Here is a 13298-nt window from a genome sequence, read left to right as displayed (position 1 = left end):
GGTGGTGGCTGACTTTTGAAAGCCGTCTTGAAGTATAAAACGCTTTATGTGATGATGATACCCATTTTGGCTTACTTTTTACTGTTTTCGTATTATCCGTTAGTACGCGGCTTTATCATCAGCTTTCAAAATTTTCGATTAATCGGAAACCGGCCTTTTGTAGGCTTTGATAATTATTTATTTGTTCTGAAAGATCCCACATTTTGGACAGCTTTTCAAAATACGTTGGTTATCGGTGGATTTACGCTCGCCATCGGATTCATTATGCCGATTATACTTGCCTTGTCATTGAACGAGGTATTGTCCGTCTGGTTTAAGAAATTAACACAAATGATCGTATATTTACCTCATTTGTTCTCATGGGTCGTTGTTGGCGGTATGTGGATCATGCTGCTGTCTCCCGATACAGGGATCGTGAATCAAATACTCCAGCTGCTTGGAAGCGCCAAACCGATCAGCTTTATGTCGAGTACGATCTATGCACGTTCCATTATGGTATTTACCGCCGTCTGGAAAGACATGGGGTTCATTGTTATTTTATATCTCGCTTCCATCGTTTCCATCAATCCGTCTCTCTATGAAGCGGCCAGAATAGATGGCGCGAACCGCTGGCAGCTGGTCCGTTTCGTCACACTTCCATCGCTTGCTTCCACAATGAAGGTAGTTATTATGCTCAATGTGCTGAGCGCTCTGCGTATGTTTGACCAAATCATTGTGATGAGAAATGGAGCGATTGCCAGCAAGGTCGATGTGATCATGATGTATACGTTCCAAAAAGGTATTCTGGAATTCAATATCGGCACTGCGACCGCTGCAGGCTTTATCGTTATATTCGCTACGTTAATTCTTACTTTTATAACCCGATTGATCATTCGCTATGATGACGGAGGAGACAAATAATATGAAGCTTGAATCCAAAGGATGGTCGGGACGTCTCTTCGATGTAGTGAATGTCGCCTTTTTGCTTCTTCTTGTAGCTACGATGATCATTCCTTTTCTAAATACGTTTGCTTTGGCCTTTTCCACCAACTTTGCTTCCATGCAGCCGGATATTGTACTGTGGCCCAAAGAATTCAGCATTGAAGGCTTTAGTACGGTATGGAATCGGCTCCAGCTTTATCAGCCATTCAGCAACAACGTCATTGTCACCGTGATCGGCACCATTGGGCATGTGTTTTTGTGTGCTATGGCAGGGTATGTGCTCGTCCAACCGCGTTTGCCTGGTAAAAAGCTGATGGTATCGTTGATCCTGGTCACCATGATGGTACCGAGTGAATCGATCATGATCCCACTGTATGTCGTCAACAAGGAGCTGGGTTTGCTTAACACATTATCTGCGCTTATTTTTTCCGGTCTGATCTCTGGCTTTGGCGTGCTGCTGATGCGTAACTTTTTCTCAACTGTTCCTTTGGAAATGTCGGAATCGGCACGAATGGATGGAGCCGGGGATGTTCGTATTTTTACGACGATGTATTTACCGCTAGCGAAGGCAGGTCTGGCCACAGTAGCTTTGTTTGAGTTCGTCAGCCGTTGGAATCAATTCACGCCGGCATTGCTCTACATTAATAATCATGCGAAATATACACTGCAGATTGCCTTGAAAGCACTTATTATTGATACGGATGCGACCTCCAGCAATTTCATCATTACAACGAATGTCAGGATGGCGGGTATTGTGATTGCGCTGCTGCCTTTGGTCATTATTTATCCGTTTGTGCAAAAGTATTTCGTCAAGGGCATTATGGTCGGTGCTAATAAAGAATAGAGCTGCAATGGATGTACCACACTTTTAGACAAATGATGAAAGACGGTGGAACCCTATGAACCAAACGGACAGAGTAAGCCACACAGCTACATTTACCAGAACCGTTGAACATTCGGAGCAGAGCTCCTATATCGAAGTTCCTTTTGAGATGCCGCAGCATGTGGAAGAGATTCAGGTCAGCTATGAGGTGGAGTCTTCCGGTGGTGATATTGCGGTTATCGATTTAGGAATTCGCGACCTGAATCGAATCCGAGGGTGGAGCGGCGGAGCGCGGAAATTTTTCAATATGGGGTTGGAGAAGGCAACACCCGGATATTTGCCTGGATCTCTGGACGCTGGTGAATGGGCGGTTGTGCATAATGCTTATAAGATTCCTCAAGAGGGCTGCAAGGTTACGGTAACCATTACCTTTTTCCTGATGACCCCGCGTTGGCTCAAGGGTGACCTGCATATGCACAGTCTGCACAGTGACGGCACTTACACGTTGGAGGAGAATGCATCGATCATGGAGGAGCTGGGCTGCGATTTCATGACCATGACGGATCACAATACGACCAGTCAAAATTTGGCCTATCCACGCACCACCAGCCTGGTAATGATACCGGGAATGGAGTTTACAACCAACTTTGGTCACAGCAATTTCCTTGGTGTAACGGACCCTTTGGATGATTTTCGGGTAAGCAGCCAAGCTGACGTGAACCATAGACTAGCGACTGCACGCGAACGGGGCGCCAGAATTGTGTTGAACCATCCTCATTGCGATTATTGTCCATGGGAATGGGATTTTGATGTCGATCATGATTGGGTGGAAATTTGGAACGGCCCCTGGACGGAACGAAATGCACGCACTTTGGCCTGGTGGCAGCAGCAGTTGTTGAGTGGAAGGAAGTTGAATGTGATAGGCGGCAGTGATGTTCATCGTCCTGATCCTTATGTCAAGCATGCGATGCCGTGTACGTGGGTATATGCGTCCTCCAAAACTGTAAATGGGATATTGGCAGGTATTGATAAGGGCCATGTGACCATTAGCTATGCACCTGATGGGCCATTTGTACAATTAGAATGCGGACCCTATAAAATGGGGAATTCAGTGCCTGCAGGGGAAGCGGGAGTCGTGAAGCTGCAAGCCCAGCATCTCTTGGCAGGCGATGAAGTGAAGCTTATTAGCAGCAAAGGTCTGGAACAACATGTAACCGTGAACAACGACGGTGCTCTGGAGCTTACGCTGGATGCGGCAGGCAGGCGATTTGTCCGCGCTGAGGTGTGGAGAACATTTCCGAACGTAGATACCATGCGGATGGCTGCGCTGTCGAACCCGATCTATTTTGATGAAAATAAATGACGACGAGGTAAATCCCGTATGAATATGACTGTGATGACTTTTAATTTAAGATATCATACACCTGATGATGGAGAATCGGCTTGGCCCCATCGGGTAAATAGTGTGGCACAGATGATTCGGGATCATAATCCGCTCATAGTTGGAACCCAGGAGGGCTATTATCCGATGCTGAGCGATCTGCAGGAGCGTGTACCTGAATATGCCTGGGTTGGATACGGTCGTATGGGTGAGCATGAGAACGAGCATTGTGCTGTATTCTACAAAACCGCTGAGCTTGAGGTACAGCATCAAGGTCAGTTTTGGCTGTCGGAGACACCCTTGGTACCTTCTTCTAAAGGCTGGGATAGTCATCTTCCGCGAATTTGCACTTGGGTCAGCTTTCTTCACAAAGCATCATCTAAGCCGTTTATTGTATATAACACGCATTTGGACCATATGGGAGAACAGGCTCGGAAGCTGGGTGCTGCTTTAATATGGGATACCCTGCACTCTCAGCACATCGAGTTTGGTTTGCCTGTAATCGTAATGGGAGATATGAACAGTCATCCTGGCGACTGGCCGATTCGGTTTTTACGCGGGGAAGTGGAGCATATGGGCAAACAAACGTGGCTCAAGGATGCTTATACAGCATTATCCGGACCTATTGGACTCACTGCCCATTCCTTTGAGGGTGGCGAAGAAGGTGAGCCTATCGACTATATATTTGTTTCTCCTGAAATAGAAGTAGCGACAACGATGGTGGATCGGCGCCAGCTGCAGGGCGTATATCCTTCTGATCATTATCCGATTATTTCACAGCTGAGGCTGAGTGATCCTGTTCGTATGCAGGGGAAGGGGAAGTAACTTGTTCCGAACCAGGGAACGAAGGATGATATCGGAGTAGAGGAGACAGAGGCAATGAACACTAATCTTGAAAAAATTTATGTGGTTTTCAAAACACATTTTGATATTGGATTCACCGGACTCGTATCCGATGTGGTCCATAGATACCGAACAGAGATGCTGGAGGAAGTCATCCAGATCTGTGAGGAAACGAACGGCAACGCGGAGCATGAACAATATGTTTGGACTATGTCGTCCTGGCCTTTATTGCAATCCTTGGAGGGCAGCGGGGAGCAGGACCAACGCAAAGCTTTGCAATTTCTGGAAAACCGCCAGTTAATATGGCATATGCTCCCTTATACCACACATACGGAATTTTGCGGGCTGGAGGAATGGATACGCGGGATGTACGTTTCGCGCGGTCTGAGCGAGCAATACGGCTATCGCCCCAAAGATGCCAAAATGACCGATGTTCCAGGTCATACCTGGATCGTGCCTTCTTTATTAAAAAAAGCAGGTGTAGAGGTGCTGCACTTAGGCTGCAATCCGGCTACAACACCACCCGATGTTCCGCCTGTATTTTATTGGGAGGGACCGGACGGCGAGCGGCTGCTCACGTTTTACTCCAAAGGGGCCTATGGCTCAGGCATATTGCCACCCGAGGATTGGGAGCATCCGATCTGGCTGGCTATGATCCAGACGAGCGACAATCATGGCCCGCACGAGGCTTCCTACATACAGGAAATGAAGGCCTCCATTGCGGCTAGCGGGTCCAAGGCTGAGCTGCATATCGGGAGCCTGACGGATTTTGCCGAAGACTTTCTGGCGCGGAATCCCGATCTGCCTGTTATTCGCGGAGACATGGCTGATTCATGGATTCATGGTGTCGGAACCGCTCCACGAGAGGTATCGCGGGTGCGCGAGCTGAGAGGGCGGATCGCAGCGGTAGAAAGTGCATTGTCGATGAATTCGCTTGTTGCAGGTGAAGCTTTGAGCTTGGAGGATAAGCAGCAGATTAAGCAAGCTATCGATACTGCTTATGAATATACGCTTCATTTTGGGGAGCATACGTGGGGACTGGATTGCAAAACATTTTTGTTCTCGAGGCAGTTCCCGAGGCGGTATGAAAAATCAGAGTTTATCGAAGACAAACGCAGCGAGCGTTATGTATTGATGGAGCAGTCCTGGCAGGAGCAGATCGATTACCTCAATAAAGCCGAAGCCTCCATACAGGCTGCAGAGGAAAGGCTGCAGGTTCAGCCACAGTGGAATCCAACCCGCTTATCTGCGGCTGATAATGGCTCGGAAAGAAAGCTGCGTGTGTACAATAATCTGGGCTGGCAGCGTGATGCCTGGGTTCGTATTGCTGCCAATTTGGAGCATAGTCCGAATGAACTTGATACCTGGATCGATTGTGTCAGCGGTGAGCAGCTGAAGGTAGTTAACGATGAGCATGGTGTGTTGGTGGAAGTTAAGGGCCTACCGGCACTTGGATATAAGACGATAGCATGCGTTGCAAGCAGCGGGAACGTTCATAGCGGGACCGAAGGTTCGGAGAAACCTCTTGCATTTGGAAGCTTAAGCGAGACACAGGCCGTAATCGAGAACCCATATGTTGTCGTCACCATAGATAGAAAAACCGGATGGATCATCAGCCTGTTTGATAAGCGTCTGAATAAGGAATGGGTGGATACGGAGTCCGCGCAGGGCTTTGGACAGTATGAATATAACATTTATTCGAATCGGGAAATAACGAGCTATATCAAAAAATATGCGTACCGCTTCTATGATTGGGGCGTACATGACTTTGGAAAAACCGATTATCCCGAGCAGCAGAAGCGGCTTTCCTTTCAGACTGAATTGCGGCATATACGTCTTGTACAGGAAAAGCATGCTGTCAAAGTGGAGTGTGTGGCTGGGAATAGTCAGGAATCGGTTATGGATTATGGTAATGCCAGAGAAGTCATGTGGACGGTAACGCTGACGGAGGATTCTCCTTTTGTCGATATGGAATGGCAGATTAACGGCAAAGAGGAGACGCCTTTAGCGGAATCCGGTCATATCTTATTTCCTTTGCAACTAAAAAATCCGAGCTACCGTATCAATAAAATGGGCAGTGTCATTGACCCGCTTGCCGATATTGTGCCTTCCTCCAGCACCCTGTTGAACTGCTGTGAAAATTTTGTCGTTGTGTCGGATGGCAAGGTTGGGATGGCGATCATTCCTCTTGATTCTCCGCTATTTTTTATCGGTCGCAATGGCATGTGGGATTTTGAGCATGATTATGTGCCGGAGAAGCCGGAAATGAATTTTAACATATTCAATAACTGGTGGGGGACGAACTTCCCGCAATGGACCGGCGGCAGCTTCACGTATCGGTATCGTCTAATCCCGCACGCAGGGGATTGGGTGGAAGGGTCTGTGTGGCAAACCGCCGAGGAAACGATGAACTCAGCACTTACGGTTCCGGCTGAACGATCGGGTATCAACGATGTTAATGTTCAGCTCGAACTCCTCCCTGGCGGCTTGGATGGAATGGCAGTGACCTGCTTTAAACCAGCTGAGGATGGGGATGGCTACATTCTGAGAATTCGTGATTGGATCGGGAAGCCAAGGCTGGTAACGATTCAAGTGCCTGCTCAAGTAAGCCAGGTTTATCTGACTGACCTGCTCGAATATGACCTTGGAGCTTTAAGCTTGTTGAAGAAACCGGATATAAATGAACAAGAGCTGTACCTTTCTACTCAAAGCTTTGAGGTTCATACACTGCGTTTGCGGTTTCACGAATCCACCCTTACAGAAGGTCACGATTAATTTTGTGTTCGACCCTGCGGTGTTCAGTATAGAGGTAGCATCATTTGCTGCCTCTTTTACTTGTCCATCACACTTTTAGCAACACACTGTTTAACCTGTGCTAAAATACGGTTAGTACTTTCATAAGAAAGGGGAATGCAACATGGACGTCTTCAATCGAATTAAAGGTGGTCTTTACGGTGTGGCCATCGGGGATGCATTGGGTGGCACGACGGAATTTATGACCAGTAAAGAGGTCAAGGCGAAGTATGGATATTTAACTGAGATTATAGGCGGCGGCGTCTGGGAGCTGGAAAAAGGTGAAGTTACCGATGATACGATGATGACGCTCTGCGTGGCTGAAGGTATATTGGCCAATCCATTGAACCCGATGCCGTATATTGGGGAGCAATTTATGAATTGGTACCGGACAGATCCCAAGGATATCGGCAATATTATTCGACATGTACTGGCGACCTTCGAGGGAAATTGGTTTGAAGCTGCCTTTTTTTAACCGATCAAAGTATGGGACAAAGTGCCGGTAATGGCTCTCTTATGCGCTGTCTGCCTGTAGGTCTGGTCTATGATAATCTGATTGAGGTGGATAAGTATTCCCGCATGCAGTCCAAAATGACACACTATGATGAGCGCTGCAACGAAGCCTGCTCGATTTATAACCGAATCGTATGGAGATTGCTTCAAAACGAGAGCCTTGCCGATGCCATCGAACAGGAAATTCGACATACTGACTATAAAGATATTTTGTTTGCGGAGCCCAATTGTGAACCGAGCGGATTTGTGGTTCACACCTTTCGATGGGTACTGAACATCTTGTTAAATTCCAATTCCTATGCAGACACGGTACAAAAAGCGGCCAATCTTGGTGGTGATTCCGATACGATAGGTGCTATTGCCGGAGGATTGGCTGGTGTGCACTGCGGCTTTGAACAAATTCCGGATACCTACAGCAGTGTCATATTAATCAAGGATCAACTGAATGAGCTGGCAGGGAGAATATTTGACTTACGGGAAGCAAGAACTCGTTAAGTGGCTTCGTCTAAATCTTGATTCGCTACCAGCAGACTATGAGCATGTTATGCAATCGGGTATGACCCATGTTAAACTAACAAATAATGGTTACTATTTATGGTGAGTATGAGCAATAAGGAGGGCGATTATGAATATAGCGAAAATAGAAGCAGGCGGGAAAAATATAGCCGTCGTGAGCGGCAGCGAGATATTAATAGAGGATGTTCAGTCGGCATTGGATCTTATCGCAACGGTACAATATGAAACCGATAGTAATCGTATCGTGATAAACAAATCTCTGCTAAGCGACAGCTTTTTCGATTTGAAAACTCGCCTAGCAGGCGAAATTCTTCAGAAGTTTGTCAATTATCGCGTAAAGATGGCGATTGTTGGGGATTTCTCGGTGTATTCAAGCCAAAGCCTGCGAGATTTCATCTATGAATCCAATAACGGAAATGATATCTTTTTCTTGGCGACCGAGCAACAAGCGATTGAAAAGCTAAGCATGTTGAAGTAGCACGTATAGGAGAAGGGGGCCTCTATGAAAAAGCAATATCCGGTTGGCGTTTTGAAGCAGGAGATTATCAAAATTTATAACTCGATTAATCAGGAAATATTCGGAACGGGCATCAAATCGCAAAAGATTGAAATCTCCGGTGATAAAGTGTTGATTTTTGCTACACACAAACGAATTCCTGCTTTGAAAATTCTTGACGAATCGAATCGGAGTTTGACAGCCAGTGTGGATACGCTGCTCATGGAGGCTAACAAAAAAATGCTTAAGGAGCAGTTAGAGCAAACGTTGGGCTTGAAGGTGAAATTGGTACTGAAGGATTATGATCCCGTAACGGAATATTCAGGAACCGTTATTGTTTTTGAAAATAATTTGGAATAAACGGTATACCAAATACAAAAAAAGCTTATATTTTCCTGAAAAGTATGTTATCATAAAATATGAAAACGCTTGCACAAAGATGGTAGCTGCCGTTTAGAGTATTGTGTTAGGTTATATGACGTAAATTCGCTTCGATTATTAATTTTATTCATTGAAATCAATTTTTGATTGATTTATTGTTTTTATTGTGTTACATTACCTAACAAGAGATAAACATTCTATATTTTCACCAGCAGTCATGCTTAACCAGTGTTGAATATGATGTTTGAACCTATTAAGGAATCGAATCCTTTTACACCAAAGAGATCGGATTCCATTGTAATGTTCAAGCAACAATCATACATATAGCAGGTCATAAGGAACTCCGCGTGGAGAGCTTTACAACCGCTATTGTGACATATACGGGACTTTAGTGTCCTAGTATGCTCATAATAGCGGTTTTTTTGTATATGGTTTTGATCCAAATCAGAAAGGAAGAAGTCTATGAAAGCACCCAAAACCCGCACAGAAGCAAGACACGTAGTCGAAGCGCTGAACACCATTTCCAAGGGGAGAATGGTTATGGATTGGAATGAGATCACGGCTGGAGTCAATCCGTATGTCGTGATGAAAACCTCCAATATTCCGGGTAAAAGCGTGCTTGAAATCCCTGGGCTGATTTTTGGAGACAAGCACAAGCCGGTGTCACGTATTGGAGTCGGGATGACTTTGACTGAATCGGTTATTGAGCTGGCTTCCGCCATGAAGCTTGATCTGATCATCGTGCATCATCCGGTTGCGGATGCAGCCAGCTCGGGAGGGGTACCTTTTGCGGATTATTTGCCCTTGTATGGATTGGCGCTTATTGAAATGCACGAGGCTTTTCATGGACTGCATCCCGGACTGACGCTGCTGCACGGGCACCATAAGCTGAAAACAGACATTTGCTTTGGCGGCATTCCAGGCAATGTGCTTCACAAGGGCATTGCACTGGAGGAAGTGAAAACCACAGGTGATATATTGGCCAGAATTGACGGCTTGATGGGACGTGATATCGATCTCGATCTGTTGGAGGCAGAGCGGGCCATTCGTGGTGAAGCCTCACTTGAGGAAGCGACGCTGGCTAATCCGGCGCAGCTGCTCAGCGGTACCCCGGATAGTAAGGTAAAGCACATTCTTCATTTTTTCCCGCATACCGGATTTTCACTTGAGCATTTGGAGCTTGCGCTGCATATGTATCCGGAAACCGATACGATTATTGTCAGTATCAGCAGGGTACGAGAAGATCATGTTTTTGTGAAGTACGCCAAGGAAAACGGACTTAACTTTATCGTAGGCAATCCACATTCCGTTGAAATTTTGGAGAATGGTCTCCCGCTTGCTTACGCTTTGGAAATGCTGCTTCCCGAAGTCGAAATCTTCTTGCTAAGAGAACGGATAACAGCTGTGCCCTTAAAAGAGGTCGGTTTTCAAAAAATGGTTGAATACGGCAGGGAGATGGCTGGAACGCATTTGGTTTCGGGACAACCACTCGCTGTTCAAATAAATTAGCACCTATATAAGGGAGGATGAACAAACCATGATGAAGATGAACAAACTGGGTTGTCTGCTGTTATCCACTGTGCTATTGACGATTACTGCGGGCTGTGGAACCGCTTCTGTGACGGAAACGAGTGCGAAACCGGCTGCGGAAGCGAAGATGGAAGTAAAAACTGAGGTCAAGAAAAGCGAGGAAATCAAGACCGTTAAATTTTCCGAGGTCATCCGTTCGATTTTTTATGCTCCCCATTATATCGCGATGCAAAAAGGTTTTTTTAAGGAAGAGGGACTGAACGTCGATATGAACACGGCACAGGGCTCGGATAAGGGAGCAGCCGCCTTAATTGCCGGCGTGGCCGATATTTCATTGGTAGGACCGGAAACCGCCATTTATATTTATAATCAAAAAGGGGATAAAACACTCAAAATTTTCCACCAGCTGACGATCAAGGACGGTTCCTTCCTGCTGTCCCGGACCAAGCTGAATGGCTTTAAATGGAGCGATCTGGAGGGGAAATCCGTAGTCGGATGGCGTCCGGGCAGTGCTCCGCAAATGGTATTGAACTCCAAGCTGCAGCAGGAAAAGGTGAAGGCCGATGTGATCACGAATATCGCTTCCCCGGCAATGGCGGGCGCTTTTACAAGCGGTAAAGGTGACTTTATTCAGGTGTTCGAGCCCATCGCCTCTACTTTGGAAAAGGAAGGCAAAGCGTTCTATGCAGCAGCTGTAGGACAAGCGTTTGGTCCATTCCCGGAAACCTCTTACGTCGCAACATCGGATTATATTAAGAAGAATCCAGAGACGATTCAGAAATTCGTTAATGCTGTTGCCAAAGGAACCAAGTGGTTGAACACAGCTTCACCTGATGAAATTGCCGAAGCCTTGATGCCTTTTTTCGAAGAAACACCGAAGGATATTATCATTCAATCGATCGACCGATACAAGAAGCAGGATACCTGGTCGGCTGTTCCTGAATTGACTGCAGAGCAATTTGAAACTTTGCAAAAAATGCTGATCGAGAACGATGTACTGAAGCCGGAGCAAAAATTAAGCGATATGGGAGCGGTCGTAGATATGAGTTTTGTGAAAAATATCGGAAAGGCAGGGAAATAAGCCTATGGCACAAATTGAATTAAACGATATTGGCTTGAGCTACTTCACGATCAAGCAGGAAACAGAGGCTTTGAGAAGCGTTAATGTTTCCATTGAGCAGGGGGAATTTATCTCTATTGTGGGTCCGAGCGGCTGTGGGAAAAGCACGCTGCTCTCCCTCGTTTCCGGTATGGTGAAGCCAACAAGCGGCAGGGTGCTTATTGACGGGCAGGAGGTATCGGGCACCTCTCCGAAGGTCGGGTATATGCTGCAGCATGACCATTTGTTCGAATGGCGCAATATATTGAGCAATCTGCTGGTAGGAGCCGAAATTCGCAAGATGGATTTAAAGAAAGCCGAGCATAAGGCGCTTGATTTGATGGAGCGTTATGGCTTGGGTGGTTTTGCCCATCACAGTCCCTCGCAGCTCTCAGGCGGTATGCGCCAACGGGTGGCGTTAATTCGTACGCTGGTGACCGAGCCGGATATTTTGCTGCTGGATGAGCCGTTCTCCGCGCTTGATTATCAGACCCGTCTGACCTTGGCCGATGAAATTTATGGAATTATTAAGGATCAAGGCAAGACGGCGATTCTGGTTACCCATGATATATCGGAAGCGATCAGTATGGCAGACCGGGTTATGGTCATGTCCAAGAGACCGAGTACAATTTCCACCGTCTACTCGATACAGCTGGGTGAAGGAACGGATGTCACGCCGTGGAAAAAGCGGGAAGCAGTTCGCTATAAGGAATACTTCAATGTCATATGGAAGGAGTTGGAAGGACATGTCGTCGCTACCGGCTAGTGAGCCCTCCGTCGTTACGGAAGCACGGATAGAGCAAGTCCCGACTTTGATCACTGTTAAGGATAAGCCGAGATCGCCGCAATACCATCAGTATTTGAAAACACAAAAGCGCAGGTTGTGGATGATTCGCCTGGCACAGCTGCTGGTATTTACTGCTTTTATCGTCCTATGGGAGCTGGCTGCCCAGTGGAAATGGGTAGATTCGATGCTGACCAGCAGGCCATCGCAGTTAATTACCTCTTTTCAGGAGCTTGCGGTAAAAGGGAATTTATTCAAGCATACATGGACGACCAGCCTGGAGACCTTGATTGGCATTGTGGTTTCGATGGTACTTGGGATCGGCATTGCGATTGTTTTTTGGTGGTCGACCTTTGCCTCCAAGGTGCTGGAGCCGTACATTGTCGTGTTGAATGCACTGCCCAAGGTCGCGCTCGGCCCTATATTTTATATATGGCTGGGTGATCGTTATTCGGTTTACGGTATGGCCATTGCGATCTCGATTATAGTGACGATCATCATGATCGAGAGCGGTTTTAAGGAAATTAGCAAAACAAAGCTCAAGCTGATGGAATCGTTCGGTGCTACCCATTGGCAAATGCTGCGTATGGTGCTGCTGCCCGCGAGTATACCGAATGTAATCGCAACGTTAAAGGTGAATGTAGGCTTGACGCTGGTCGGTGTGATCATGGGAGAATTTTTATCGTCCAAGGCGGGGTTGGGTTACATGATCATATATGGTGGTCAAGTGTTTCAGATGAATATGGTTATGGTCAGTATTGCGATGCTGGCTGCGTTATCGGTGGTGCTGTATGGGTTGGTCAATGTGATTGGACGGTTGGCGATGAAAAAATACCATATGGAGGGTTAGAAGTCCGGTGAATAAGTCTCGCTGCGCGGCCAAATATCCCTCCGATCGCTGTTGTTTCCGCATTTTTTTGATTGTATAAGAGATTTAGCGGTAAAATTACGGAAACAAAGGCGAGCGCTCACGCTTCTCCAGGACCATTTGGCCGCTCCGCTCTGTATTCACCGGTCTTCTAAAGGTTTAAAAAAATCATAGCCGCTGTTCCTTGTATTTATGAGGAAAGCGGCTTTTATTAATGTCATTAAATAAAATTAGAAAAATACAAAGATATTAAGTTACAATGATGCCCGGTTTCTGATAATATCAAATCATCAACTTGGAAAGCTTGAGAAATCAGGCTTCTCTTTTTTATAGAGCGCAGTGGCTCGGCA

13 protein-coding genes are annotated in these 13298 nt (G+C 46.5%); all 13 read left to right on the top strand.

Annotated elements, in window-relative coordinates:
* Positions 1–15: 15 nt before the first annotated feature.
* The 13 genes from NST47_RS32720 (at position 16) to NST47_RS32660 (ending at position 12930) form a co-directional block, all read left to right on the top strand.
* Positions 16–900, top strand: a complete 885-nt coding sequence (locus NST47_RS32720) for an ABC transporter permease subunit (protein ID WP_341158874.1) — start codon at positions 16–18, stop codon at positions 898–900.
* A gap of 1 nt (position 901) precedes the next feature.
* Positions 902–1765: a carbohydrate ABC transporter permease gene (locus NST47_RS32715; RefSeq protein ID WP_341158873.1), complete on the top strand. Its 864-nt coding sequence runs from the start codon at positions 902–904 to the stop codon at positions 1763–1765.
* Between the two features lie 55 nt (positions 1766–1820).
* Positions 1821–3107: a CehA/McbA family metallohydrolase gene (locus NST47_RS32710; protein ID WP_341158872.1), complete on the top strand. Its 1287-nt coding sequence runs from the start codon at positions 1821–1823 to the stop codon at positions 3105–3107.
* 24 nt (positions 3108–3131) lie between these two features.
* Entirely contained in the window at positions 3132–3950 is an 819-nt protein-coding gene (locus NST47_RS32705) for an endonuclease/exonuclease/phosphatase family protein (protein ID WP_341158871.1), read from the top strand.
* A gap of 54 nt (positions 3951–4004) precedes the next feature.
* Positions 4005–6743 (top strand): glycoside hydrolase family 38 C-terminal domain-containing protein, encoded by a 2739-nt coding sequence (locus NST47_RS32700; RefSeq protein ID WP_341158870.1) that lies wholly within the window; start codon positions 4005–4007, stop codon positions 6741–6743.
* Positions 6744–6885: 142 nt separating this feature from the next.
* Positions 6886–7236 carry an ADP-ribosylglycohydrolase family protein gene (locus NST47_RS32695; protein WP_341158869.1) on the top strand — a complete coding sequence of 117 codons (351 nt, stop codon included), beginning with the start codon at positions 6886–6888 and terminating at the stop codon, positions 7234–7236.
* 11 nt (positions 7237–7247) lie between these two features.
* Complete coding sequence (locus tag NST47_RS32690; RefSeq protein ID WP_341158868.1) at positions 7248–7769, top strand: ADP-ribosylglycohydrolase family protein; 522 nt, start codon at positions 7248–7250, stop codon at positions 7767–7769.
* Between the two features lie 130 nt (positions 7770–7899).
* Positions 7900–8268 (top strand): DUF4180 domain-containing protein, encoded by a 369-nt coding sequence (locus tag NST47_RS32685; protein WP_341158867.1) that lies wholly within the window; start codon positions 7900–7902, stop codon positions 8266–8268.
* Positions 8269–8292: 24 nt separating this feature from the next.
* Complete coding sequence (locus NST47_RS32680; RefSeq protein ID WP_341158866.1) at positions 8293–8646, top strand: Na-translocating system protein MpsC family protein; 354 nt, start codon at positions 8293–8295, stop codon at positions 8644–8646.
* A gap of 483 nt (positions 8647–9129) precedes the next feature.
* Positions 9130–10176 carry a Nif3-like dinuclear metal center hexameric protein gene (locus NST47_RS32675; RefSeq protein WP_341158865.1) on the top strand — a complete coding sequence of 349 codons (1047 nt, stop codon included), beginning with the start codon at positions 9130–9132 and terminating at the stop codon, positions 10174–10176.
* A gap of 28 nt (positions 10177–10204) precedes the next feature.
* Positions 10205–11278 carry an ABC transporter substrate-binding protein gene (locus NST47_RS32670; protein WP_341158864.1) on the top strand — a complete coding sequence of 358 codons (1074 nt, stop codon included), beginning with the start codon at positions 10205–10207 and terminating at the stop codon, positions 11276–11278.
* A 4-nt stretch (positions 11279–11282) separates the two neighbouring features.
* Positions 11283–12062 carry an ABC transporter ATP-binding protein gene (locus NST47_RS32665; RefSeq protein ID WP_076234003.1) on the top strand — a complete coding sequence of 260 codons (780 nt, stop codon included), beginning with the start codon at positions 11283–11285 and terminating at the stop codon, positions 12060–12062.
* The gene (locus tag NST47_RS32660; RefSeq protein ID WP_341158863.1) at positions 12043–12930 is read left to right on the top strand and encodes an ABC transporter permease; all 888 of its coding nucleotides are present in this window, start codon (positions 12043–12045) and stop codon (positions 12928–12930) included. Before NST47_RS32665 ends, NST47_RS32660 begins: the two co-directional genes overlap by 20 nt.
* The last annotated feature ends 368 nt before the right edge of the window (positions 12931–13298 follow it).

The sequence above is a fragment of the Paenibacillus sp. FSL H8-0034 genome (assembly GCF_038000305.1).
GTDB lineage: Bacteria > Bacillota > Bacilli > Paenibacillales > NBRC-103111 > Paenibacillus_S.
Note: the sequence above shows the minus strand (reverse complement) of the source record. Positions and strands in the feature narration are given on the sequence as shown.